The 25,309-nt window shown below is 53.9% G+C and carries 27 protein-coding genes, 1 tRNA gene and 1 CRISPR repeat array; of the genes, 18 read left to right on the top strand and 10 right to left on the bottom strand.

Annotation, left to right across the window (positions count from 1 at the left end):
- The first annotated feature begins 1 nt into the window (after nt 1).
- The 6 genes from Q4D85_RS13295 to Q4D85_RS13270 all read left to right on the top strand — a co-directional run bounded on the left by Q4D85_RS13295 (nt 2) and on the right by Q4D85_RS13270 (nt 3,019).
- A complete protein-coding gene (locus Q4D85_RS13295) occupies nt 2-421 on the top strand; it encodes a YbjN domain-containing protein (RefSeq protein ID WP_303201120.1) in 420 nt (139 codons plus the stop codon).
- A complete protein-coding gene (locus Q4D85_RS13290) occupies nt 418-867 on the top strand; it encodes a hypothetical protein (RefSeq protein WP_303201118.1) in 450 nt (149 codons plus the stop codon). The genes Q4D85_RS13295 and Q4D85_RS13290 overlap by 4 nt, the downstream gene beginning before the upstream one ends.
- A 7-nt stretch (nt 868-874) precedes the next feature.
- A complete protein-coding gene (locus Q4D85_RS13285; protein WP_303201113.1) occupies nt 875-1,324 on the top strand; it encodes a hypothetical protein in 450 nt (149 codons plus the stop codon).
- 3 nt (nt 1,325-1,327) lie between these two features.
- Nucleotides 1,328-1,972 carry a hypothetical protein gene (locus Q4D85_RS13280; RefSeq protein WP_303201111.1) on the top strand — a complete coding sequence of 215 codons (645 nt, stop codon included), beginning with the start codon at nt 1,328-1,330 and terminating at the stop codon, nt 1,970-1,972.
- Between the two features lie 621 nt (nt 1,973-2,593).
- Entirely contained in the window at nt 2,594-2,779 is a 186-nt protein-coding gene (locus Q4D85_RS13275) for a hypothetical protein (protein WP_303201109.1), read from the top strand.
- 96 nt (nt 2,780-2,875) lie between these two features.
- A complete protein-coding gene (locus Q4D85_RS13270) occupies nt 2,876-3,019 on the top strand; it encodes a hypothetical protein (RefSeq protein ID WP_303201107.1) in 144 nt (47 codons plus the stop codon).
- A 343-nt stretch (nt 3,020-3,362) separates the two neighbouring features.
- Here the strand turns inward: Q4D85_RS13270 and Q4D85_RS13265 are convergent, their stop codons facing one another.
- Together Q4D85_RS13265 and Q4D85_RS13260 are read right to left on the bottom strand one after the other, a co-directional pair.
- Nucleotides 3,363-4,760, bottom strand: coding sequence for an MFS transporter (locus Q4D85_RS13265; RefSeq protein ID WP_303201106.1), 1,398 nt, complete (start codon nt 4,758-4,760; stop codon nt 3,363-3,365).
- Nucleotides 4,761-4,930: 170 nt separating this feature from the next.
- On the bottom strand, nt 4,931-5,788 hold the full coding sequence (locus Q4D85_RS13260; protein WP_303201105.1) for a CPBP family intramembrane glutamic endopeptidase: 858 nt from the start codon (nt 5,786-5,788) through the stop codon (nt 4,931-4,933).
- A 111-nt stretch (nt 5,789-5,899) separates the two neighbouring features.
- On the opposite strand from Q4D85_RS13260, the gene Q4D85_RS13255 reads away from it, so the two are divergent.
- Nucleotides 5,900-7,105: a sensor histidine kinase gene (locus Q4D85_RS13255; RefSeq protein WP_303201103.1), complete on the top strand. Its 1,206-nt coding sequence runs from the start codon at nt 5,900-5,902 to the stop codon at nt 7,103-7,105.
- Nucleotides 7,102-7,737 carry a response regulator transcription factor gene (locus Q4D85_RS13250; protein WP_303201102.1) on the top strand — a complete coding sequence of 212 codons (636 nt, stop codon included), beginning with the start codon at nt 7,102-7,104 and terminating at the stop codon, nt 7,735-7,737. The genes Q4D85_RS13255 and Q4D85_RS13250 overlap by 4 nt, the downstream gene beginning before the upstream one ends.
- On the opposite strand, the gene Q4D85_RS13245 is transcribed toward Q4D85_RS13250, so the two are convergent.
- Nucleotides 7,734-8,006 carry a CHY zinc finger protein gene (locus tag Q4D85_RS13245; RefSeq protein WP_368502301.1) on the bottom strand — a complete coding sequence of 91 codons (273 nt, stop codon included), beginning with the start codon at nt 8,004-8,006 and terminating at the stop codon, nt 7,734-7,736. The genes Q4D85_RS13250 and Q4D85_RS13245 overlap by 4 nt on opposite strands.
- 136 nt (nt 8,007-8,142) lie before the next feature.
- On the bottom strand, nt 8,143-8,784 hold the full coding sequence (locus Q4D85_RS13240; protein WP_303201100.1) for a lipocalin family protein: 642 nt from the start codon (nt 8,782-8,784) through the stop codon (nt 8,143-8,145).
- A gap of 142 nt (nt 8,785-8,926) precedes the next feature.
- Between Q4D85_RS13240 and Q4D85_RS13235 the strand changes: the two genes are divergently transcribed.
- Together Q4D85_RS13235 and Q4D85_RS13230 are read left to right on the top strand one after the other, a co-directional pair.
- Entirely contained in the window at nt 8,927-10,138 is a 1,212-nt protein-coding gene (locus Q4D85_RS13235; protein WP_303201099.1) for an MFS transporter, read from the top strand.
- Between the two features lie 88 nt (nt 10,139-10,226).
- The gene (locus Q4D85_RS13230; protein ID WP_303201098.1) at nt 10,227-10,541 is read left to right on the top strand and encodes a helix-turn-helix domain-containing protein; all 315 of its coding nucleotides are present in this window, start codon (nt 10,227-10,229) and stop codon (nt 10,539-10,541) included.
- Nucleotides 10,542-10,544: 3 nt separating this feature from the next.
- Here the strand turns inward: Q4D85_RS13230 and Q4D85_RS13225 are convergent, their stop codons facing one another.
- Together Q4D85_RS13225 and Q4D85_RS13220 are read right to left on the bottom strand one after the other, a co-directional pair.
- Nucleotides 10,545-11,276 carry an SDR family NAD(P)-dependent oxidoreductase gene (locus Q4D85_RS13225; protein WP_303201097.1) on the bottom strand — a complete coding sequence of 244 codons (732 nt, stop codon included), beginning with the start codon at nt 11,274-11,276 and terminating at the stop codon, nt 10,545-10,547.
- Between the two features lie 268 nt (nt 11,277-11,544).
- A tRNA-Leu gene (locus Q4D85_RS13220) sits at nt 11,545-11,628 on the bottom strand.
- Between the two features lie 209 nt (nt 11,629-11,837).
- On the opposite strand from Q4D85_RS13220, the gene Q4D85_RS13215 reads away from it, so the two are divergent.
- Genes Q4D85_RS13215 through crgA form a run of 8 tightly spaced genes read left to right on the top strand, consistent with a single transcriptional unit; the run spans nt 11,838 to nt 21,152 of the window.
- Complete coding sequence (locus tag Q4D85_RS13215; protein WP_303201095.1) at nt 11,838-12,704, top strand: DUF3662 and FHA domain-containing protein; 867 nt, start codon at nt 11,838-11,840, stop codon at nt 12,702-12,704.
- Between the two features lie 16 nt (nt 12,705-12,720).
- A complete protein-coding gene (locus Q4D85_RS13210) occupies nt 12,721-13,179 on the top strand; it encodes an FHA domain-containing protein (RefSeq protein ID WP_303201094.1) in 459 nt (152 codons plus the stop codon).
- Nucleotides 13,179-14,603, top strand: a complete 1,425-nt coding sequence (locus tag Q4D85_RS13205) for a PP2C family serine/threonine-protein phosphatase (RefSeq protein ID WP_303201093.1) — start codon at nt 13,179-13,181, stop codon at nt 14,601-14,603. The genes Q4D85_RS13210 and Q4D85_RS13205 overlap by 1 nt, the downstream gene beginning before the upstream one ends.
- Nucleotides 14,604-15,926 carry an FtsW/RodA/SpoVE family cell cycle protein gene (locus Q4D85_RS13200; RefSeq protein WP_303201090.1) on the top strand — a complete coding sequence of 441 codons (1,323 nt, stop codon included), beginning with the start codon at nt 14,604-14,606 and terminating at the stop codon, nt 15,924-15,926.
- The gene (locus Q4D85_RS13195) at nt 15,923-17,374 is read left to right on the top strand and encodes a penicillin-binding transpeptidase domain-containing protein (protein WP_303201088.1); all 1,452 of its coding nucleotides are present in this window, start codon (nt 15,923-15,925) and stop codon (nt 17,372-17,374) included. The genes Q4D85_RS13200 and Q4D85_RS13195 overlap by 4 nt, the downstream gene beginning before the upstream one ends.
- The gene (locus Q4D85_RS13190; RefSeq protein WP_303201087.1) at nt 17,374-18,810 is read left to right on the top strand and encodes a serine/threonine-protein kinase; all 1,437 of its coding nucleotides are present in this window, start codon (nt 17,374-17,376) and stop codon (nt 18,808-18,810) included. The genes Q4D85_RS13195 and Q4D85_RS13190 overlap by 1 nt, the downstream gene beginning before the upstream one ends.
- Entirely contained in the window at nt 18,807-20,840 is a 2,034-nt protein-coding gene (gene pknB / locus Q4D85_RS13185; protein ID WP_303201085.1) for a Stk1 family PASTA domain-containing Ser/Thr kinase, read from the top strand. The genes Q4D85_RS13190 and pknB overlap by 4 nt, the downstream gene beginning before the upstream one ends.
- Before the next feature lie 42 nt (nt 20,841-20,882).
- A complete protein-coding gene (crgA, locus tag Q4D85_RS13180) occupies nt 20,883-21,152 on the top strand; it encodes a cell division protein CrgA (protein WP_303201083.1) in 270 nt (89 codons plus the stop codon).
- Nucleotides 21,153-21,271: 119 nt separating this feature from the next.
- Here the strand turns inward: crgA and Q4D85_RS13175 are convergent, their stop codons facing one another.
- The 4 genes from Q4D85_RS13175 to Q4D85_RS13160 form a co-directional block, all read right to left on the bottom strand.
- On the bottom strand, nt 21,272-21,958 hold the full coding sequence (locus Q4D85_RS13175) for a hypothetical protein (protein WP_303201081.1): 687 nt from the start codon (nt 21,956-21,958) through the stop codon (nt 21,272-21,274).
- Between the two features lie 40 nt (nt 21,959-21,998).
- On the bottom strand, nt 21,999-22,385 hold the full coding sequence (locus Q4D85_RS13170; protein ID WP_303201079.1) for a hypothetical protein: 387 nt from the start codon (nt 22,383-22,385) through the stop codon (nt 21,999-22,001).
- 518 nt (nt 22,386-22,903) lie between these two features.
- Nucleotides 22,904-23,548, bottom strand: coding sequence for a rhomboid family intramembrane serine protease (locus Q4D85_RS13165; protein ID WP_303201076.1), 645 nt, complete (start codon nt 23,546-23,548; stop codon nt 22,904-22,906).
- Nucleotides 23,549-23,907: 359 nt separating this feature from the next.
- On the bottom strand, nt 23,908-24,210 hold the full coding sequence (locus tag Q4D85_RS13160) for a hypothetical protein (protein WP_303201131.1): 303 nt from the start codon (nt 24,208-24,210) through the stop codon (nt 23,908-23,910).
- 251 nt (nt 24,211-24,461) lie between these two features.
- A CRISPR array of direct repeats spans nt 24,462-25,284; the repeat unit is 27 nt; unit sequence AACTACCTCCGCATGCGCGGAGAATAC.
- Nucleotides 25,285-25,309 lie beyond the last annotated feature (25 nt).

Below are 25,309 nucleotides of genomic sequence, written 5' to 3'. Positions count from 1 at the left end.
AATGGACCTTGAGCGCCTACAGAAAATACTCGAAGCCAACGACACCGATTACATAACCCACGGCCCCAACACGCTGAAACTCCCCGCCGAAACCGCCAGCCTTTTTATCACCATCGACCATGAGGCGAAACTACTGCGGTTTAAAAGCAAGTGGACCTGGGTTGGGCTGAAACCGAAGAAGAAAGCAAAACTTAGGCGCAAAGTACACACCCTCAACTATGACGGTTGGCTTTCCGGGTGTTTCACCGATGTGACCAGACCTGATGAAATCTCCGTGCACACCACCTATGACTGGCCAATCGACAGAGAGTTCACCGACGAACAAATCTCCGACATGCTGCTCTACGTCTTCCAGTGCTGCCTAGAAATTCAGCAAACACTAGAAGAGAAATTCCCCAACTACATTCGAGAACAATCATGAACCCAACCCCCATCACCCTTGAACGCGTCTCGGCGGCACTCGCCGCAAATGGTGTAGATGCCGAACAGTTAGCGGATTACCCTATCCTTTACGCCTTCCTCAATGGACACGAACTCACCGTCGAACTGCGCAATGAACTGCTGCAATACTGCTTCGTCATTCAACACTTGTACTGGGAATTACCCGACGACTACCACGACTTTAAAAACCTCGACGAGGTTTTCGCCTGGGTCGATACCCACAACCAACCCAGCAATCTTCTGGGAAACTACAGCCTTGATTTCGCAGACAACGAGGACGGGGCATTTGCTGCAGTCAACCACACCATTCCCGCACGGGTGGGAATCACCGATGAACAACTCACGGCGCTCACCGGGCGTATTATCGCCGACCTCACCAAACGAGTAGAAATAATAACAACCGCTTTCAACTGGGAGGAACCCTAAAACACGCATGGAAACCAGCACACATGTGGGAACCCAAACACCCCACTTCAACCTCGTTCGCGCCCTCATATGGGCAGCCGCCACCTTTATCATCTTAGGGCTACCCACCGACATCATCCCCAACCCCATCTTCGGCCGCGACGTACCCGTGCGTTCGTGGGAACTCCCCGTCCTTCTAGCCACAACACTCCTGACCGCCGCATGGGCGGGACTGCCGAAACGGGGCGTCGACAAGCAGCAAACACCCATAGCGCTGGGCATAACCGGCACACTTTTCGCCATCGCCTGCCCCGTCTGCAACAAAATTGTGCTCCTCATCCTCGGCACCTCCGGGGCGCTTGGCGTGTGGCAACCCATCCAGCCCTACCTCGCCGCCGCCTCACTTGCAGCACTTGGCATCACCGTGATCTGGGCGTGGAAAACTAGGCCGTGCGCGGATGGGAAGTGCGATTATTAATACATGAAAAACAACTCACGAGAAACCATTATCAATGCATTAGGCAAAGCACGTATGGAGCCATATCTCCTAGCCAGCCAAGACCATAGGAAAAACGCGCTTTCCCTCTACGAATGGAATATTGAAATGTCCGCTTCGATTCAAAAAACCTTAGGGATCACGGAAGTTTTTCTACGAAATGCAATCGATGCCCAGCTGCAAAAATGGAACAACAATGAACTAGGAAGCGAAAGAAGCTGGCTTCTGGAAGAACCTGCTAGCCCCTTACGTAGTCTTACACAAGGGAAACGAAAAAGTGCTCTCGGTCGTGCTCAAAACGCCGCAGATCGGCGTCACCCTACTCATCCTCGTCATGGACAACCAATAACTCATGACGATGTGCTCGCACACACTATGTTTGGAATGTGGAAAGACCTTTTACCCAACCACGCAACCAACGCAGATCCCGCCAAAACAGAGAATCTCAATCGCGAACGACTCTGGAACGAAGCAATAAAGAACGCCTTTCCCTGTGAGGATGATCCACACGGTGAAAAACCTACTGGCGCGTCGTCCATCTACACAGCCTTCGTAACCGAGTTTCACACATGGATAGCCTTCTCAACATCGATATCCTCGACTACATTCAAAATTCTTTTCAGTTATTAGGAAGCATCAATCCAGTGCTTCGAGACTGGGTCACCAGCACAAGCACAGTACGGGCTACATATAAAAAGAGGCCGCTATGAACGAAGAGGCCTACAGACGCAAAATGTTCTGTAGACCTCTTCACCGCAATGGCAAGGGACCTTGTCCTTACCTTCTCTGGAAGCAAGCATACACAAAAGCACAAAATAATACAACGTAGTACAAAACCACCAACTTATTCTGCAACCTAAGCTTCCCTATCTGACAACAGAATTGCACCGTTCACCCTCTGTGCCTCAATGGGGGGCACTTGAGGGCGGGGTGTAAGAACTGTACGCATTCGTTCTTTTGGCGGCCAGTATTTTTACAATCCGTGTCGCAAAAAGTACTTATGCGATAACTTTTGTGCCATGGAGCGTTCAGAGGCACTAGAAATCATCAACGGCTTGGCCTTAGAACAATAGGACTTAGTTACATATGACCAAACCGAAAAGCATGGTGTGGATCTACCACTGCTTCACAAGCTCTCGGAAGAAGGGTCACTTCACTTCATCAGATTTAGTGTTTACGCGACCTCATCCACACCCCTAACACCCGAAACCACGATAAGGGCACACTGGGTTAGCGTGGGGTCGAGACCTCGTGGCTGGTGAACGGCCCGCCAACCTACACCTGCAAAAAGAAGCAGTTGTGTCCCACGAAACCGCAGCCCAACTGTGGGAAATTGGGGACTTCGAAGACTCAGAATGCCACTTCACTATCGCGCAAAGCATCCGGACACGCCTATCGTACTCCCAGTACCACATTGCAACGCTCACCCCGGACTAGTGCACTATTCACCCGACGTGCGAAATTCCCATAACAACGCCAGCACGCACACTTTTCGACCTCTCCACCACGGGCCACGAGCCGTATCGCCTACGAATGCTCATTGCTGATGCTGCACGCAAAGGCTTAGTTACCTATGAAGAACTCGCCCATGCGTTGGCTGGTAAGGAAGAATCTTTCGGTTTTCCTACCTCGTGCAAAGACGGTTTCAGCCAGTTCCTTTCAAGTTTCTTCACGTAACCGTAACTTTGCCGCACACTGTGATTCCTCAAATCCGTTCCTGAGATGGGATCGTGACTTTCGCAGCACCACCTTGATTTCCGGATTGACGGGAATAAAAATGACAAACCTGCCTTTGCAGTTACTGTAGATGTCTCCTCCGCCACCTCGGTGAAAACGCACGTCAACCCCAAAATTCTTAAAAAGAATCTCGGGGTTGCGGCTGGGTTGGTTTACACCAAATGGTGTAAGCGCCTGCCCAAAGTATAGAAGCAATCTTTGTTCCCACACAAGAGGTTTTAGCTGGGAAAAGACCTTTGCGGAGTAATCTCCCCACCTCATGGTGACGGTCAGTGACAGGCCCTTATCGGACTGTGACTTCTGTTACTGGGGCTTGTTTTTCCACAGAAGGCTCCGGGGACGCTGCGAAACGCAGTGGGCTTTGGCGTTGCTCCGCTTCATGGTCCGGGCCCAATGGAATGTTGTCGCGATTTTTGAAGCACAAGACCGCCACCATGCCGAGCAGCGCCATAGCTGTGAGGTAGTAAGTGACAGCGTCGGTGGAGCCGGTCTGTTTAATCAGGTACGCGGCAATCATTGGGGAGAATGCGCCACCAAGAATCGCGCCGAGTGCGTAGGTGACGGAGACGCCGGAGAACCGAACCGACGCGGGGAACAGTTCGGTGTAGAACGCGGATTGCTGGCCGTAGGTGAAGCCCAAACCGACGGTGAGGGTAGCCAAGGCGGTGAAAAGCAACCAGATGTCGCCGGTGGAAACCAGCGGGAAGAGCAACCAAATGCCAGTAATTTGTGCGATATAGCCGACGATATAGGTGGCGCGGCGGCCGATGCGGTCGGATACGATTCCGGCAAGCAAGGTAAACAGCAGCCAGGTTGCCGCGGAGCCGGTGACCGCGAGAAGAACCGGTCCGCGTTCCAGGCCGATAGGGCCGTCAGGGTTCGTCGCAAAGTTTTGGATGAAACCGCCGGTGGTCATGTAGCCGGAGGCGCCGTTACCCGCGAAGACCAGTGCGGCGAGGAAAACCACCACGAAGTTGTTGCGCAGCATTTTCCCAAGTGGGTTCTTGGTTACTTCCTTACGCTGCGCGATTTCGGCGAAGACCGGGGATTCCGCCACCCCGTGCCGGATGTAGTGGCCGATGAAGATAAGCACGAAGCTGAGCAGGAATGGCACGCGCCAACCCCATTCCAAAAATGCGTCGCCCGGCGCGATCGTGGTCATCAGCGCCATCATGCCTGAGGACATAAGCAGGCCGATGGGCACGCCGATCTGCGGGAATGCGCCGAATAGTCCGCGTCGTCCAGCCGGGGCGTGTTCGACCGCCATGAGTACCGCACCGCCCCATTCGCCGCCGGCGGAGATTCCCTGCACGATGCGCAGCGCGATCAGGATGAGTGGCGCGGCGATGCCGATCGTTGCGTAGGTGGGCAGTAAACCGATCAAGGTGGTGGCAAGCCCCATGCCGACCAGGGTGATCATGAGAACTTTTCGACGCCCGATGCGGTCGCCGAAATGCCCCGCGAGGAACGCACCGAGTGGGCGGAATAAGAAGGACAGCCCCACGGTGAGGAAGGACAGGATGGTTGCGACAGCCCCGTCGCCGGTGGCGAAGAATGTTTTGTTAAACACCAGGCCAGCTGCAGCAGCGTAGAGGAAGAAGTCGTACCACTCGATGGCGGTTCCGATGATGGTGGCTGCCGCCACCCGGGTGTCCTCGCGGCGGGTTAGTAGTTGGGTCATAGGGGTTTATCTTTCTGCATCTTCGTTACCTTGGCAAAAACTATTTCGCATTCGACTTCGGATTTGTAACACATTATTAAAAATGAGTTACTAGCCTAATGCAGTATTCCCCGATGCCCGTGTTTTTCTTTATCGTGTGCGCGTCGGCAAGCCTATAAGCCGATGAAACCCTAAACAACCATGCGTTTTCTGTGCCAGAACCAGATGATTATTCCGGCCATGATTGCTTGGGCAAGCCCGATCGCCAACCACCCGGAAACGCCTGCCCCAACTGGGTTGATGAACATTATTAGGGGGTTGAGCATATGGAAGCCACCGTGTGTTCCCATCGACCACCAGCCGGAATCTTTCCACAACCGTACCGCACCGGCTATCAGCCCCATTCCCAGCGGCATGACCAGATATAACAGGCGCTCGGTCCAACTTTGCTGGCCGCCGGACGACACCAGGTGAATGACGGTAAAGGCAAGCGTGGTCCAGATGAGGGTGAATATCGGGCGGTTCTTCACGGTGAGACCGAATAGCCAGCCCCGGTATAGCAATTCTTCCGGAAACCCTTGCAGGATAACCGCCCGAACGAAGATGAAAACCACTTGGGCAATCATCATTGTCGTCGTTACTGGGTTCTCCGTCGCTTCTTGTAGTTGCGAAATCTCGGCGGGCGTTTCTATCAGACTGAGAATCAGCCACGCTATAACGACGGGAATGGCCACCACGATAAGCCCGCCGAATGCCCCGCTGAGGGCGGGTTTTAGCCGAAAATGAAATGTGGTCATCGCCCACGATTGCCGTTCGATGTACTTCAACCAGAGCCAGACTAGAAAAACAACCACCACTGGAGTGATGCAAAATATCGCTGATTTAATAACGTATTCTGTTGGCGTTTGTGCCTCACCCTGCACGTCAAACAGGACATGAAATGGTGTCCGAATAAAGTTTGCCGCCAAGAGGATGACAAAGGCAACGACCGCCCGCACGGTCAGCCCCCAGGAATTGATAGGAATGCGTGGCGAAGATGAAGTGTTCATGTATACCACGCTAATTGCCGTTTAACTGCGCCGATAGTGCTAGTAGTCATGACTTTGGTTCTACAAAATCATGACCCAAGTCATGGGTGATAGTTATTAAAATTGATGTACATGATTAGCTTGCTCAGCGCACACGATACGGATATTGATACCCAATCGGTGCCACCGCATGACATCGCTGCCGTGGGGTTGCCGTTTCTCAACTACCTGTTTGCGCTGTGCATCATCATCTATCTCACCACTCTCACTTACGTAGCGGGGCCGATAGTGTGGGCACAGCTATGTGCGATGACACTGTTCACCATCACGTGGTTGTGGTGGGTACGCCGGGTAAAAACAGGCGGTGATGTGCGGTTACCGGCTTTAGTTTTCGTGGGGTTAAGCATCGTCATCTCGATCATGGGCGCGTTTATCTACACGTTGATTGTGGTGTGCCTGTCGGTTTTCGTCATTGTGGTCAGTGTGTCGTTTCGGGCGGGCGTGTATTACTCCGGGCTTTTCTTGTGCGGTGGCATAGCCGCACACCTATATGTAGGAACCACACTGCTTCAACTTCTTGTGGAGGTAGTAACTACCATGGTCATCCTCGGGGTGGGTCTGCAATTGGCGATGCTGGCTAAAAAATCCGCCTTTTATTACGTCGACCGCAAACACACACTGGCTAAGCTGCAAGAAAGCAACGCCCAGCTGCGGGAATTACTGCGAACTTCCAGGGATTTAACGTTGTCGCGGGAGCGAGGCCGCATTGCTGCCGCGTTGCACGACGGGTTGGGGCACCGGCTAACCACGGTTAATTTGAGTTTGGACTTTGCCGATCGCATGATGGCGACCGACCCGAAACGCGCGAGGGAAGAATTACAGTTCGCCCGAACTACCGTGACCGAAGCGCTTGATGATATGCGGGTAGTTGTGCGCGCCCTTCACCCAGTGCAGTTGGAATCGGAAAACTTCGTCGAGGCGTTGACCACCGTGGGAACGGCGTTTTCCAACACTGGTTTGGAAGTCACTGTCACCGTTTCTGATTCCGTTAACACGCTTCCGGCCGAGGTGGAGGCGTTGCTTCTGGCGGCCACCCAAGAGGCGTTGACGAATATTTCCCGGCACGCCCACGCTCTCCATGTTCACATTGATCTGCAATGTGACGACAGTGTGATCGACTTTTCCATCAGCGACGACGGGGTGGGCTGCGCCGATATTGTCCCCGGTTTCGGCATCCGTTCGCTAACCGAACGCGCCCTAGAGCTCAACGGCACCGTCGACGTGACCGGCGATAACGGCTTCGTTTTATCACTTCGGGTACCCAAGGAGACACCATGACCCGTCTCATACTTATCGACGACCACCCCATGCTGCTTCGGGGACTGTCCCTGATTTTTGAAACCATGCCCGGTTACGATGTCGTGGCCACCACCACCGACGGCAGCACCGTCTCCGACCTGGTGGATGCCCACTCACCGGATGTGGTTGTTACCGATGCTGTCATGCCGAACGTCGACGGATTGGCCGTCGTAAAGCAATGCGCCACAACACACCCCGGGCTGCCGGTGCTGGTACTAACCACGTTTGACGACGCATCGCTGGTGCGTTCGCTTATCGACGCCGGGGCATGCGGCTACCTGCTCAAGGACGTCTCCCCCGAACAACTCGCCGCCGCGCTCGACGCCGCCGTATCCGGCGGCATGGTGCTCGACCCCCGCATCGCCCGCTTCGCCCACACCCCAGCAACCCCGCCGGAGAAAACCCGGCAGATTACCACCCTCACCCGCGCCGAACGCGCCGTCGCCCACCTGGTCGCTGAGGGCAAAAACAACGCCGAAATCGCAGCGGCCCTTTGCTTGGCGGAAGGAACGGTGAAAAACCACGTCTCCGCGCTGCTGCGGAAACTCTCGGCACGCGACCGCACCGTCTTAGCCTTGCGCCTGGCACGCTCCTTCGGCCAATTACCCTAATGATTCTCCTCAACCAGGAAATATAAGTGACGATGCATAGAACACCCAGGATTGAAGGCGTGCTGACAGCGCGGACACTGCGACACCGCACTATACTGCCCGTAATCCATGACTAAGCCGCATACCCCGCACAGCACCGCTGGCTGATCAAGCGGCATCCGGCCAAACGGATGATCCGCCATTAATTCATGGCAGGTAAAACATGCCCAAAACATGCCACACTCAGCGCATTTATTGCCAACCACGTCCACATCGCTGTGATAATGCACGCACCTGCCACAGGCATCTACCCCAATGCCCTGAATAGTCTTTGCACACACAACCACCACTGTATCGGCGGGGTTAGCCACAAGAAAAACGGTGCCGCAGAAACCACAATCCACGGCACCGTTAACGCATTTTTACCTACAGGCTGCACACCGGCACGGCATCACCACGACCGCCAGCCATTGGAACAGTCCAGAATGCACACGACCACCAGCCACGCGATTCGACGGTGGAACGCACCATCTTCCACTGCTCTTGAGACAACTGCGGCGTGCGGGACAAGACGAAACCAGCCGACCGATTCGGCGAACCAACAATCGCCAGCGAGTAATCATCCGCCAAATACGTCACCCGGTAATTCGTCGGGCCATCTTCCTTCTGGAACGGCACGCCTGGGAAATTCACCCGTAGCGACGCCTTTGACCGCACGGTCGCGGAGCCATCAATAAAGGACTGCTGGCCTAACGGAGTACCGCACGAATTACGCACTGAAATGGTCGTATCGTTGACCAACCCGTACTCGGCAGTGGTGTTATTCGCACACTGAAGGGTATACGGCTGCGGAACCGCCGCAACCTGATACCACTTGCCCACATACTTTTTCAGATCCACAGAACCGTCAATCTCTGACAATTCCGGCTCCGTCGCCCCAGGTGGGATCAGCTGGGTGGAGCCACCGCTGGAACGACCGCCGTTGAAAATATCATCAGCCTGTGCCACCGGCGCCAACGCCCCAATGGACACCACCGCTGCGGCAATAAGAGAAACTACTTTTCGCATAATGCACAACCCCAATCACGATCGACAACGAAAACTACCTCAAGTGTATTGGTTTTGCGTTTTTGTTGGGGCGTCGAAAAGCAAAAAGAGCACAACAACACAGCTGCGGTAGGTTGGTGGGTAGCAGACTCAAGAAAGGGCGATGCGATTGGCACGATCACCACATCTCATACCTATATTCTTCCTTCTTTCAGCGCTTGCCGAATTCCTACAATCAATCGCCGTTTCGTGGGTGGCCTACGATTTAACCCAATCAGCATTCATCGTTGGTGCCCTCAACGCAATGGTCTATCTTCCCGGCGTTATCGGCGGCATATTATTGCGCAATCGCGCCGACTCCGGCAATGCGACCAGGTTGCTATCACTTACGACGCTTGCGATTTTCACCGCCGCCACAATTCTCGCCGTGGTGAATTATCTGCTGACAAATCCCAAGGTTTTACTTGCGATATTTTTCGCATTCTTCGCGGTATTAAGCCTGGTCAAAATGTTTAATAAAGCGTATATTGGCCGCACGATTCGCCAACAATTTCCACCCGAGCGCGGCGCACTCATCATGAGCCGCGCAACCACCGCCACGATGATCGGCGGCGCAATCGGCGCTGGGCTTGCTGGCCTGGCACTGGACCTGATCTCCGCAACCTTTGCATTCGCGCTGGCCGCCGCCCTCTATGGGCTAAGTTTCGGCATCGTCACACTAATCAGAAACCACCCTCCACAGCCGATTCACCCAACCGCCACATCACCGGAAACAACCAGTGCGACTACCCCACCGACCTCGGTTTTTCGCTCACGGCTCCTGCGCACAATCCTGCTGTTCTCCATCCCCAGCAGCGGCGCGATGGTCGCCTTATCGACGATTCTCGTGCCGCTTGCAGTCGCCGTGGCACCCGGTGCGGCCACCGCATATTCAGCACTATCCGTCTCGTCAATGATCGGTGGGATCATCGGCGGGGTACTCCTATCCACCACCACAAAAACTAGCCGCTTCGCATTAAACGCCGCGCTCGCATTCAGCGGCATCCTCTTCCTAGCACTAACCTTCACCGATTCGATCTACGCCACCACCGCGCTGGTATTCATCCTGTCCCTCACACTCACCAGCCACATCGTGTGCATGCAGGTTCTTACCAACCAAGCACCCAAAGATAATCAAATCGGACAATTCGCATTAATCCGCAACTCCGTCGCCGGATCAGCCAAAGTGATCTTTGCGCTAGCCGCAGGCTGGGGCATACAAACATTCGGACTCCAACCAACCACCATTTGCCTAAGCCTCATTCTTGGCTGCGCCGCAGGGGTATGGGTGTGCGTTGCTCGGCGTGGGGATGGGGTTGTTAGGGTTTTGGGGTAACGGGGTACGGCGATATGAAGCAGAAGCTAAAAACTTGAGAAATTCTCGACGCAGGGTTTTTGATACAGAAAGCCCACACTAGCTTCGAATGCCTGACACTTTTAAAATTCTCTATATGCACCTCTATGTCATTGTTAATTCAGAACCTCAAGACTTCGATCTCCTCCGCACCCGCATTGGTGATGTTTTACGTCAAGAACGCCGTATTCAGGGTAAATCTTTGAAACAGCTCGCGGAGTCCGCAAACTTGTCTCCTTCTCATCTTTCGGATATTGAACGTGGAGAGAAAGAAGCTTCCTCAGAAGTGTTGCGCAGCGTTTATCGCTCTTTAGGCATGAACCTTGATGATCTTCTCACGCGCGCAACAAATCCGCCAAATACAGAGCTTTGCCTCGCGAGTTGATGTTTACATACCACCAGAAGCAGTGAGAATTTGTCCGGTAACCCATCGTGATTGGGGTCCAGCAAAGAACGAAACCACTTCTGCTATTTCCTCCGGCTGACCTAATCTGCCCATAGGTATCATTTGTGCAATCTGCTCACGAGCAGCCGGATCAGGATTAACTGCACGCTGGCCTTCGGTATCTGTAACACCAGGCCGCACGGCATTAACCGTAATATCACGAGGTGCTAATTCTTTAGCTGCGACCTGCGTTAATGACTCAAGTGCTGACTTGCCAGCGCAGTAACCAGCAATTCCAGCTTGTGGCAACAGCGTATTCAACGACGAAATATTGATGATTGCGCTTCCTCTAGGCATTTCTGGAGCAAGATGTTTTATGAGCAAAAACGGCGCTGTAGCAAAAATGGTTAATGATTGTGCCCACGACTCTAATGACATGTTTTCGATTGAACTTACAGAGGTGTCGTTAGTCGCATTGCAGACGAGTACGTTAAATGGGCCGTATGCTTTCATTTTCTGCGCAGTAGCAAGTGCTTCTTCCTCTACACTTAGATCAGCTTGCACTGCTTTTACACGATTCTTCCCGGCATTGACTACAGAATCTGCTGCACGCTGATTTTTATGCCAGGTGAAAACCACGGAATATCCGTCCGAAACTAATCGTTCAACTATGGCACGACCAATACCTCGCGAGCCACCCGTTACCAATGCTCTTTTCCCTACTGACTGATTCATATGTCCAAAATAAATAAATCAATCCCCGACAGCTGCCTGTTCCGCTAATAGCGGAACAGGCAGCATTGTTGAGATTTTGGTTCGCGTTTTCTGATATGAGTGAGGATCGGAAGCCGGAGCTCATTCGATAATTTTTGTTTATACACAACACTTCGGTACGGCTAGTCGCCATTCGTGTCATGGATAGATCTAGATAGAAAAACCGGAGTCACCGTAATTTCTCAAGTACGGTGACTCCGGTTATACAGTTTCTCGAACTGTTCTCTTGTGCCCAGGGGGGGACTTGAACCCCCACATCCTTGCGGACACTGGCACCTGAAGCCAGCGCGTCTGCCAATTCCGCCACCTGGGCAGGTGGAACGCGAATGCGTTGCGACTTGATTAACATAGCATAGTCTTGTGGTTTTGCGTCAAATTGCCAGTTCAGCTTAAGTAATTTTCGCCTCGTTGGTGTTGCTTTATGGTGCGTGAATGTAGGTCATGTCGGTCATTGTCCCTATACTGGGAGAATCACTAGTCAATATTTACTTAAGAGTTACGTATTAAGGAGGCAAAGCACGAATGTCTTTCATGAGCAAGATCGCAAAGCTTGATAGCGCCATGCAACGTGGATTGGACAATAGCTTTGCCCGTGTTTTCGGTGGTCATGTCGTCCCGGCGGAGATTGAGGAACTACTCAAACAGGAAGCTGAGGATAATCTTGTCCGTACTTATGAAGGCACCACCGAGGCCCCTAATGTTTTTTCGGTGCGGGTAAGCACCAAGGACTTCGAGAAACTTTCCGCAGAACACCCCCACTTGGGCAGTGATTTCGCGGATCAATTGTCCCGGTTTATTCGTAATAAGAACTGGACAACCCCGGGGTTTGTTGTGGTGACGATTGAGTGTGATGAGTCGTTGCGGACGGGGCAATTACGGGCGGAAAGTTTAATTGCTGACACGTGTACCCAAAAAAGTGGTTTTATAAGTATCGATACTGCACAATCGCAGCCGAGTGCCGCTGATGAGCAGTTGGAAGATTATAATACCAGTGAATCCCCATCCCTTGAAGGTGAAAGCGAGCCTGATGTGAGCTACGACAATCCGATTACGGAACACATGACAGCACAGGCCCCACCGCCGAGCCCGCCGCGTGCGACTACAGCGGTGAGTTTGTTGCTTCAGGATGGTTCCTCCCGCACGTATTACGTCAACGAGGGGTCCAATATTATCGGCCGTGGTAACGATGTGGATTTCCGGTTGCCGGATACGGGTGTGTCTAGGCAACATGCGGAGATTATTTGGAACGGCCAGGACGCGATTTTGGTGGATTTGCAGTCGACGAACGGCACGACTGTTAATGACACCCCGATTGACAATTGGTTGCTTGCCGACGGCGACGTGATTACTGTCGGTCATTCCCATATTGAAGTACGCATCGTCAATTAAAGGAGTTTAAGCTGTAATGGATTCAGCAATTCTGCTTGGACTGCGCATTGGCCTGCTCGTTTTGTTATGGTTTTTCATTTTCATAGCTTTAAACGCGATGCGTAAGGATGTTTCCTTGTCCACTGCGGCGGCGGCAAGTGCGGGCGGTTCCGCAGTTCCGCCACCGGCGGCGATTGGTGGCGCGCCGAAGCAAATGACCATCGTTGATGGGCCGATGACTGGTTCCCGGATGGATTTGGGTGCGCTTACAGAAATCACCATTGGCCGGGCGCCGGATTGTGATTTTGTGGTGGCGGATGATTTCGCCTCCGGGCGGCATGCGCGGCTGATGAAACGTGGATCTGAGTGGTTTGTTGAAGATTTAGACTCCCGAAATGGCACTTTTGTGCAGGGTCAACGCATTGATTCGCCGGAGCGGGTGTCCGGCGGCAGTGACATCAAAGTCGGCCGTACCATTGTGAGGTTGGTTGGCTAATGAAATTAAATTATTCCATTGGCTCCGACCGTGGCTTGGTGCGGAAAAATAATGAAGATTCCGCGTATGCGGGTGCTCATTTGCTCGCGCTTGCCGACGGCATGGGTGGGCATGCGGCTGGTGAAGTTGCGTCCCAAATTATGATCAGCCACATCAAGGAACTTGATGCTGATCCTGGTGATAATGACATGTTGGCGTTGTTGGCTTCTGTTGCTGACGACGCCAATCACGCCATTGCCCGCCGCATCCGGGAGAAACCCGAGACTGACGGCATGGGTACCACCCTGACCTCCTTGATGTTCAATGGCACGGAATTTGGTTTGTGCCATGTGGGTGATTCCCGTGGTTACCGGTTGCGGGACGGCGAGCTGGAGCAGATCACTTCCGATGACACCTACGTTCAGTCGCTGGTTGATCGGGGTGAATTGGACCCGGAGGATGTTTCAACCCACCCGCAGCGGTCAATGATTTTGAAGGCTTATACCGGTCGTGCGGTGGAGCCGACGCTGAATATGTTGGATGCCCAGCCTGGTGATCGGCTGATGCTGTGCTCGGATGGGTTGTCGGACCCGGTGACGTTTAGCACCATCCAAACCATTCTTACGGAGGAAGCAACTCCTGAGGATTGTGTGAACCGGCTGATTGAATTGGCGCTGCGCTCCGGCGGCCCGGATAACGTCACCGTTTTGGTTGCTGATGTTGTCGATGATGAATATGAGTCGTCGAAATTGCCGACCGTCCCGGTGACTGCGGGTGCTATTAATGGTGAAACCCAGGAAGATCCGCGTCCGGATACGGCGGCGGGTCGAGCCGCTATTGCGATTTCGGCGGCGCGGGAATCCCAGGCGATAACCCCGAAGTTGAGCAATGATGCGGATTCGACGCCACCTGCAGTCGTCGAAAAGCCTAAGAAAAGGCGTAAGGGTTTAAAGCGTGGCATCTTTTTTCTGATCGTCCTGATTGCGCTGGGTGGCGGGCTTTTTTTCGCCAATAATGTGATTAAGGAACGGTATTTCATCACCACCACCCCGGATAGTCAGATTCTGGTGATTCACCAGGGCATTAATTCTGACCTTTTAGGCGGGTTGTGGAACACCCCGTATCAGGAGGCGTGCCTTACCGCTAACGGTAATCTCACCATGATTTCCTATGGTGAGAAGGAAAACTGCAACCGGTTTAAGCTGGTGGATTTGAAGGAGTCTGTGCGCGCTTCCGTGGCTACACTGCCAGGCGGCAGTTACGGCGAGGTATTGCAGCAGATGCAACGGCTTGCTGGCGAGGCGCTGCCGGTGTGCGTGACGCGGGAAAGCGAAGCCCAGGCGCCTAAGGACGCCCCTCACCCGTCGCAAAGCAACGAACCTACGACCACCGCCACTGACGGTAACCTGAATACTCCTGGTGTGACGTGCCGGGAGGTGAAATAAGTGAGTGTGTGGCAGACGATAACCGCCCGGCGCACCGAATTCACCCTGCTCATTGCGGCGACGGTGATTATTGCGGTGACGTTGCTTAACCTCAATGTGGCATTGGGGCTGGCGGTCAATATGGAGTTATTGAAGGTCATCGGTGGTTTCATCGGGGTCTTTACCATTGCCCATATTGCGCTGTGTTTCCTGGCACCGAAAGCGGACCAGATCATGCTGCCGGTGGCCGCGCTGGTCAACGGGATCGGTCTCGCCATGGTGTATCGGCTGGATAATGCCAAGGAAACCGCGATGGCGTCCCGGCAGGTCATTTGGACGCTGCTGGGCATCATCTTGATGCTTTTGGTGTTGGGTTTCCTGCGTGACCACCGAAATCTCACCAGGTATTCCTACATCATGGGCTTGGCTGGGTTGATTCTCCTGGCGCTGCCGTTGGTGTGGCCGACGGATCCGGCGATCGTCGCTGATGCCCGCATCTGGATTTCCATCGGCCCGCTGACCTTGCAGCCTGGCGAGTTTTCCAAGATTTTGCTGTTGCTGTTTTTCGCACAGCTGCTCATCAATAAACGAGCCCTGTTTAACGTCGCGGGCTACCGGTTCTTAGGCTTGGAATTCCCCCGGCTGCGGGACTTAGGTCCCATTCTCGGCGTGTGGGCGGTCGCCATTTTGATTATGGCGGGCGAGAATGACTTCGGCCCCGCGTTGCTGCTGTTCAGCACGGTTCTCGGCATGCTATATCTGGCCACGGGTCGGGTTTCGTGGCTGTTAATCGGTGCGGTTCTGGTTGCCCTGGGTGGCACGGCTGTCTACCAGATTTCGGATAAAATCCAGTCCCGGTTCAGCAACTTCCTTGACCCCATTGGCAATTACGAGGTCACTGGCTACCAGCTCTCCCAGGCATTGTTCGGCATGTCCACCGGTGGTGTCACCGGTTCTGGCCTGGGTCAGGGCCACCCGTACCTGGTTCCGGTTGCCGAGTCAGACTTCATTCTGGCAGCCATCGGCGAGGAATTGGGTTTCATTGGTTTGGCTGCGGTGCTCATGTTGTTCTGTGTTTTCATTACTCGCGGCATGCACACCGCCATGTTGACCAAGGATTCTTACGGCAAACTGGTGGCTTCGGGACTGTCGCTAACCTTGGGCATTCAGATTTTCGTAGTCACCGCAGGTATTACCGCGTTGATGCCGATGACGGGTTTGACCACGCCGTTTATGTCCCAGGGTGGTTCCTCGTTGATGGCTAACTACATCTTGTTGGGAATAATCTTGCGCATTTCGGATTCTTCTCGTGCTGGCTCTATTGCACAGGAGGCTCGGTCATGAATAAGTCGATCCGCAATACCATGATTTTTATCCTGGCGATGGTCATCATTTTGCTGGTGAACCTCACCATCGTTCAAGGGTTCAAAGAGGATGAATACGCCAAGAACCCGCTGAATCGCCGGGCGATCATCGAAACCAAGTCGCAGCCGCGTGGCCAGATTTCGGCGGGCGGAATCGTGCTCGCCGAATCTTTTGAAGGTGAGGATGGTTTCTATTACCGCCGCTACCCTAATTCGCCGGAATCCTTCGGCGCTATCGAAGGGTATCTGTCGGATATTTACGGTGCCACCGGTATCGAGGCCAGCTATAACGACGTGCTGTCCGGTACGGCTAATTCGGCTAAATTGTGGTGGAAACGCCTGGTTTCGCAGGACAAAGTGGTGGGCAATGTGGAATTGACGCTGCTGCCTTCCGCCCAAGAGACGGCCTATTCGCAATTGACCAACGCCAATTACGAGGGCGCGGTTGTGGCCATTAAACCCTCGACTGGCGAGATTCTGGCTATGGCGTCCAGTCCTTCCTATAACCCGGCGCTGATTGCCGATAGCACTACCGCTGAATCCGCGTGGGCGGATTTGAATGCCAACCCAGGCAAACCGCTGCTGAATCACGCAACCCAGGAAACCCTTCCGCCTGGTTCCACCTTCAAGGTGATTACTACCGCCGCCGCGTTGAATAACGGTTATTCGCCGGATTCGACGGTTACTGGCGTGCCACAGATCACGCTGCCAGGCACAACCGCCACGTTGGAAAACTACGGTGGGCAGATCTGTGCCGGTTCCCAACAGGTAACCTTGTTAACTGCTTTCCAATATTCCTGCAATACCGCTTTCGTGGAAATGGCGATTGATACTGGTGCTGAGGCGCTGCGGGATGCCGCATCAGGTTTCGGTGTGACTGAGACTTATGATCTTGGGATTCCGATGTCGAAAGGACGGATCGGCGATATTCCAGATGACCCGGCTTTGGGGCAGACCGCGATCGGGCAACGTGACGTGGCTATAAGCGTGTTGCAGAATGCTGTGGTTGCCGCCACCGTCGCCAATGGTGGTGTGCGGATGGAGCCGCATCTGGTTTCTCGGGTCGTTGCCAATGATTTATCGGTCTTGGAGGAAACCGAACCGCAGGAATTGGATAACTCCATTAGCCCCGAAATTGCGGGTACCTTGACGGAATTAATGCGGGCGTCGGAGCAACATACCGCAGGTCATGCGGGCCAAAACATTGCTTCAAAGACCGGTACCGCAGAGCATGGTGAAGATTCCCGAAATTCCAACCCTCATGCGTGGTACATTGCTTTCGCACCAGGTGAAGATATTGCCGTTGCAGTGGTTGTGAAAAACGGTGGCGACTTAGGTCAAGCCGCCACTGGTGGTTCCGTCGCAGCCCCCATCGGCCGCGCGGTTATCGCAGCGATTCAATCGGCGAATGCCCAAGGAGGACAGTAATGAGCGATCAACAGTTGTTACAGCAGCTTATTGGTCCCGACTACGTTCTGAATTGGGTGGTGGGCAACGGCGGCATGTCTACCGTGTGGCTTGCTGACGACGTGCGCAACGAGCGGGAAGTCGCCATCAAGGTTTTAAAACCAGAATTCTCCGACAATGAAGAATTCCTCTCCCGGTTCCGCAACGAAGCGTTAGCCAGTGAAAACATCGTCTCGGAAAACATCGTGCAGACCTACGATTACCGGGAATCTGTCGACGATACTGGCCGCACGTTCTGCTTTATCGTCATGGAATTTATCCGGGGCGAATCACTCGCGGACATGATTGAGCGTAAGGGCACCATCCCGGAGGAATCCGCCTTGGATTTCTTAGAACAGGCCGCCCACGGCTTAGCCAGCATTCACGGCATGGGTTTGGTGCACCGCGACATCAAACCGGGCAATCTGCTCATCACCCAGAACGGCCGGGTTAAGATCACCGATTTCGGTATTGCAAAGGCCGCCGCTTCGGTGCCACTAACCCGCACCGGTATGGTGGTCGGCACCGCCCAATACGTCTCGCCCGAACAGGCTCAGGGCAAAGATGTCACCCCGGCCACCGACGTGTATTCACTCGCAGTTGTCGGCTATGAAATGTTGGCCGGTCGGCGGCCGTTTACGGGCGATTCGTCCGTGTCGGTTGCGATCGCGCACATCAATCAAGCACCGCCGCCGCTGCCGACGTCCATCACCGCACCCACCCGGGAACTAATTGGCATTGCGCTGCGGAAGGAGCCTGAGCACCGCTATGCCAACGGCGGCGAATTGGAAAAAGCCATCTCAGCCGCCAGGTTGGGTAAGCGACCACCTCGTCCACAGGCCACACCAGCCATAGCTGCGGCCCCGGCTGCATCCGCAACAGCCGTGACATCCAATATGCCAGTGACCACCTTGGGCCCGTCGCAAAGCGTGGCGAAACCGCCCGTATCGCAGGCAATTCCCGCCGCCCGGCGCGAACCGGAGAAGAGTGGTTCCAGTTTCGCGCTGGGGCTCGGGTTGTCCGTGATCCTCTTGGCGCTGGTCGGTGCCGGTGTGTACCTGTTTAGCACCGGTTTCTTCGGCGACGGGATGTCGGAATCTTCCAGCCGGGAAACCCCAACGTTGGAAACGGTGACGGTGACGGAGGAACCCACGACGGAGAAGACTACGCGCGCCCCGGCACCAGCGCCGAGACCGCAGCCGGAAACCACGCCGTCGGAGCCGCCGCAAGAGTCAACGACTGTCACCCCGAGCGAGGAACCCCCAGTTGAAACGACCGAGCAATTGCCAACGATGGTTTTGCCGGAGCCACCGACTACAATTCCATCTAATCCGCCGACGGTAACACTGCCCGAGTCGCAGCCGGACGCCGGAACTAACACCTTGAACGAACTAACCAACCCAGGAGCAGGCCAGTGAGTGAGCTTATCGCCAATCGCTACCAACTCGGTTCGGTAGTTGGCACCGGCGGAATGTCGGAAGTTTATGCCGCTAACGACACGTTGTTGGGGCGCGAGGTCGCAGTTAAAATGCTGCGCTCCGACCTAGCTCTCGACGCAACTTTCCGCGAACGATTCCGCAAAGAAGCCAAAAATGCGGGCAGGTTGAACCACCCGGCGATCGTCGCCGTCTACGACACCGGCGAAACGCTGAGGGATGGGCTCAGCACCCCGTATATCGTCATGGAGTTAGTCAACGGCCGTAACCTGCGCGACATTGTGCGCGACAACGGCCCGCTAACCCCGGATGAGGCGGCGACGACGCTGATCCCCGTGTGTGAAGCGTTGCAGGCCAGCCACGATGCTGGCATTATCCACCGGGATATCAAACCCGCCAACGTCATGATTACCAACACCGGCGTGGTCAAAATCATGGACTTCGGCATCGCCCGAGCGCTTAACGACGCCACCTCGGCGATGACCCAAACCTCGGCTGTTATCGGCACCGCCCAGTACCTGTCCCCGGAGCAGGCCCGCGGCAAGCCTGTCGACGGCCGTTCTGACATCTACGCCCTCGGCTGCGTGATGTACGACATCATCACCGGGCGGCCGCCTTTCGACGGCGACACCCCGTTTGCGGTGGCGTACCAGCACGTCCAAGAGGACGCCACCCCGCCATCGGAGTTCATTCCGGATCTCACCCCAACCGCCGCATTGAATGTCGACGCCGTAGTGCTGACCGCAATGGCAAAACACCCCGGCGACCGGTACCAAACCGCAATGGAAATGGCTGCTGACCTGCAACGCCTAGAGCGCAACGCGGTGACGATGGCCGCCCGGCAGTATGTCGAGCCAAGCATTCACGACCCCGCACCCTCGGAGGCCGACACCACCGTCGTGCCAGCGATCAGCGCCCAAGAGCCCCCAGCAACGGCGCAGCATATGCCGACCACGCAATTCCAGCCGACGGCAGCGTCCAGCAATAATCAGCCGGTACAGGCGGTAGCGCAGGAACCAGTGGAATACGACGAGCCGGAGCCGCAACCTAAACGCACCGGATTCAAGGTGCTTGTTGGCGTTGCGGCCGTGGCTGCTTTGAGTATCGTTGGCGCATTCACCTACGAATACTTCACCAACGACCTGCGCGGATTGCTGGGTATCAGCAAAGAATTGGTTACTGTCCCAGATCTGACCAATGAGCATCGTGACGATGCCGTGACGCAATTGGAAGAGCTCGGCCTCAAGGTCGAAATCTCCGAAGAAGCCAGCCCAACGGTGGAAAAAGACAACGTGATCCGCACGAACCCCACCAAAGGTTCATCGGTGCAATCCGGCACGTTGATTACCCTGATGGTCTCTACCGGCAAGGAATTCATCGAGGTTCCTGACTTAAGCGGCAAAACCACCGCTGAGGCGGCCGTGGCTTTGAAGCGCGCGGGCCTGGTTCTGGATTCGCTGGTCAAGGAAGAAGCCTCCGATTCTGTCGAAGAAGGAAAGATCATCGGCCAGAATCCACCTCCTGGTTTGCAAGCCTCCAAGGGCTCCAAGGTGACAATCACCGTATCCACCGGTGAAGCCACCGAACGAATCCCAGTAGTCACCGGCATGCAGTGGTCCCAGGCGGAAGGTAACCTCACCTCCCTAGGGTTCAACCCGAAGGTCGAATACATCGACAGCGTCCAACCCGAAGGCACCGTCGTATCCGTAGCTGGTGAAGGAACCCAGGTTCCAGCAAAGACCGAAGTTCAGGTGCAGGTATCCAACGGTTCCATGATTCAGATGCCAAACATCACCAATATGGTAATCGACGATGCGCTCACCGAATTGCATCGGGCTGGCTGGAAAGGCACTCGTTCCCAGATCTCTGAAGGTGCTCCTATTGGCACTGGTTCGCTCATCAATGGTGGGCGGATTGCCAATCAAACACCTGCGGCTGGTTCCCCAGTACGCAAGGACGGTACCGTGTCAGTTCAGCTATGGGAGTTCGACATCTCCTCGCTTGGGCAATAACATTGACTCGTATACTACTTAAAACAATTAAAAGGTGAACTCATGCCAAAGGCTAAAATCTCTCATAACTCACTACCCATTTCCGCCGGTTCCTCTGCTAACCGCACCCCGGTGAAAATCAATTCCACCGGCACCCCACTGTGGTACAAAGTCATCATGTTTGGCCTGATGTTGGCTGGCCTGGCTTGGCTTATAGTTAACTACTTAGCTGGTCTGCACATCCCATTCATGTCGGAACTTGGCCCTTGGAATTACGCCATCGGCTTCGGCCTCTTCATCGTCGGCCTGCTCATGACCATGGGTTGGCGCTAACGAGCCACCGCTTTTCTAATACCCCGCGCCTGGTTGCGACGTAACCAGATGCGGGGTTGTTTTGCTTTTCGACGCTGTAACCGCCCGGGGTTTTGTTCGCGGCCATTTCACTTCGGGCATTAGAGCCTAAGCAGTGTGGCTAGGAATGGTAAGTAGCGTTTAATAAACGCAACGATACCTGCGACAATCTGCTCAATTGTTGGAATGCCTGGCATTCGCTGGCAGTCGGCATAAATGCGGTCCGCTTCAGCTAGATCGGCAAGCGTGGTTTCTTCACGCACCCTGGCCATTCCTTCAAGAGTCGTGCCAGTCAGCGATTCACGTTCAGCGGTCACCCGTACCCGCTCACGTTGCAAGGTCATGCGCTTTCCTGGAATATCCTTATTCCAATAGTCATCCTCGCCGACTAAGTAACGGAATTCCGGCGAACGATAAACCTGATCGTGGACGGCAGGTAGGTACACCGAACGCAGGGCTTCCTCTGCGAATGACAACTTGGTTGGGTCATGCGATTCCAGGGCAAGCGTCTTCTGTACCGCTGATGGGTCAATGCCCATATGCCAGCGATACATGTGATCGTCGGTGAGCTTTGTAGCTTTCTTGAACTCGTTGTACACAAAGGTGGCATGGTTTCGATATGCACCATAATCAGGGGTGCGCACCTCCCAGACCTTCACCCGGCACTTTTCCACACCAGGTGTTGTTGCCCATTGAACAAAAGGTGCCGCTGCGCGCGCCGGGGTGGCAAGAGAAACGGCTAAACCAGCGGCAATCAACGTTGCGAAAAATGGACGTGAGATTTTCATTTGTCTTCCTCCTCTCGGATCTCATCGTCATCGATTGGGGCTATTTGTGTTGCTGCAGTCGTGCCATCACCTCCGTCACAATCGCAGTTAGCACCGCAATGACAGCGGTGACAATGGCAGTAAAACGAACAGGTTCTGGGTGCAAACCAGTCCCATCTAGCATGACGGAATACCCCAACAGAAAAGCAACAAGGATCGCACCACCTGGAAGATATATGAAAAGCGGCTTGGCGTTAAAGGCTGAGCGAATCAACGAAAGGATAAAGACGAAGATCAAACCAGCAAAAAAGAATACCGATAACCAGAGTGCAAGTTCACCCAACCCACCCGGGCGCCGGTCGAAGATAACCAGGGCACTAAGCACACAGAATCCGACGATTCCGATCACCACAACAACCAGTGGATCTATCCAGCGGAGCTTTCGCATGACGTGTCACTCCTTTCAAGCTCCATCCTAGTGAAAACTGCTCCTGCGACGATCGTACGAAAAACGTGCACAACCTCGGATTTTGTAGCCGATTTTAGGGTGAAGACTCAATCGACCCAACATGTGTACAGCTGTGACAGCTTTTTATCCATGCCGCCACCTTTATAACCTGCCCCCAAGACGTCGGAAAGAGGTGTGGAATTCCACAACCGTCACCGTTACAACTCCCCCAGGGTTTTCCTCCACATCAATCCACAACCATCCCCGAAAGTTATCCACAGGCTGTGGAAGAAACTGTGGAGGAATTGAATAATTCCACTTTTTCACAGGCTGTGAAAAACTATTTCCACTTTTCTACATTAGATCACTTGTTCACAATTGATTATATTCACATGGTTTGAACTGGCATTTTCTAAAAACAATTAGATCACCACCTAGCGAACAACATTCTTGTAATTTTCCACAATGTGGATAACTCCTGTGGATAACCACGCCTGTGGACAAAACTCCACAGGTTGTTAACTAACCAAAATCCCCACAGCTATCACAAGTGCGACCACAATCGACGCCCATTGTGCGATCTTCACATTGCTCAGAACCACCGGGGTCATCAGCGCACCGGAAACGAGCCCACCAAGATGCCCCCATAAACTCACACCCGGTGAAATAAGACTAAACAACACGTTGATTCCGATAAACACAATCGGTGCCCGCAGATCAGCCCGGCGTCGAAAAGCAAGAGCCACCAACAACGACATCAACCCATATAACGCGCCCGAAGCGCCCGCCGTTGGGGCGTAGAAATCCATGACATATACGGCGGCTGCGGCCCCAACACCTGCTGTTACAAACACCGCGCCATACAGCCACGACCCCACCACCGGCTCAATTTCGCGGCCAAGCAGCAGAAGAAAGAAACTATTAACAACGAAATGCCCAATACCAACATGGACAAACATCGACCCCACCACCCCTGCCGCACTAAGATCCGGCCCATACAACACCAGTTCCTGCCCTACTGAGGAGTAATCCAGATTGTTTTCCACCGAACCCGACTGCGCAGACGTTATTAGCGCCAGCGCCGCCATGACGATAAAAAGCGCACTCGTCACAGGCGCCTGGCGATAGTAATTGCGGATAACGTGGGAGATTGAAGAGTTCATTGTTGTATTTTACGAAACGAAGCGGTGTGCGAATAGGCACTGACACAAGCTCACCAATCAGGGGCTTTCCTATTCTGAACAATGAGCCGCAAATAGTGCTTTCGGCCTCACTAGCTTTACGACGATCATACTCACGCGCCAAATCAGTGAAGCCCCTGAAACTTAAATCTGAAAGCATTGGGACTTGCTGTGTATCGTTTTTATCAGAAACCACCACCTGCACTATCCCCGATTGATGCGCCTACAAATGCTTCAATGAAAGATGGCGCTACTCTAAACACCTGTCTTCCTTTTGGGGGTATAAGAAAACCCCAGTTTCACCAAATAGAAAACTGGGATTAAATAATCGAGCACTCAGTCTATGAACCCTTCCGATTGCGAAGACTTTCTAAGTCGACCACCGGATCCATAGCTGCAAACGCATAAACATTATTGTAATTAAGCTCTTCGATTGGGTCGTCAAGACCAGGATCATCAAATTCCAGTTCATTGATCCACAATGCCAAGAACGGCTTCTTAAGCCCAAGAGACAACCACGCATTGGAAGTAACAAGATCATCAAGAAGGACCTCGAGAAAAATCTCCAGCCCCGGATACCGACCCAACACTGCAGGTGGTCGCGCTTCATCCGCTACCCGTTGAATTAAATCATTAGCGTGCATCACTTCTCACATTATTCCTTAGAAATTCATTAACTTCACTGTACCAACTTCTAGCAGCGCGATTTGCCTTGTCCACTATGAATACGTCGTATTGATTCACAACGTTCGAGAATCCGCCTTCTTAGAGCTTACAATGCTACTCATCAGCATTTGCCCAGCTAGAGTTCCAACAAGTCCATAAACATAGGTACCCAGATCCCGGCGCGGTCAATTCGTTGAGCATTCCACAGCGCCCTCGCGAACCACACCGCTAAACTACCTCCGCATGCGCGGAGAATACTTCGGCAGCGTCAAATCCAGTGTGTATGTGCCGGAACTACCTCCGCATGCGCGGAGAATACCCCTCGCTTCTTTCATGAGCGCGCCTTGCCATGGAACTACCTCCGCATGCGCGGAGAATACTCAACGCTGATGGGTGGCAGACTGCTAATCCCGGAACTACCTCCGCATGCGCGGAGAATACTGCATTGTCCGGCCCCTCTGCGTTTTCCTGTGGGAACTACCTCCGCATGCGCGGAGAATACGCAGGCTGCACAGTCCGCCAATTCACCGACATCGGAACTACCTCCGCATGCGCGGAGAATACTGGGTTTTCGTGGGCGATGTTTCCATGGAAAAGGAACTACCTCCGCATGCGCGGAGAATACACGAAAAATCCATACTGGATTTATCTTGGCAGGGAACTACCTCCGCATGCGCGGAGAATACTTAGCGGCTTCACTGCACACCGCCGCTAGATTGGAACTACCTCCGCATGCGCGGAGAATACTGGATACATGCCCATCCGCATGTGTGATGGCCGGAACTACCTCCGCATGCGCGGAGAATACCCGGTGGGTAGCCGGTCGGCCAATGACATTATGGAACTACCTCGGCATGCGCGGAGAATACTGTATCGGGCACGTAGTCGTAGGTGTACTCCTGGAACTACCTCCGCATGCGCGGAGAATACTCAAGAAGGTAGAGGGGGCTTCTAGTGGTGTTGGAACTACCTCCGCATGCGCGGAGAATACGCTCGTACACGCAGAATGTCATCTGGATTGTCGGAACTACCTCCGCATGCGCGGAGAATACCCAGATGATGAGCTTCGCCGGGTTC

It is taken from the genome of Corynebacterium sp., assembly GCF_030532965.1.
GTDB lineage: Bacteria > Actinomycetota > Actinomycetes > Mycobacteriales > Mycobacteriaceae > Corynebacterium.
Note: the sequence above shows the minus strand (reverse complement) of the source record. Positions and strands in the feature narration are given on the sequence as shown.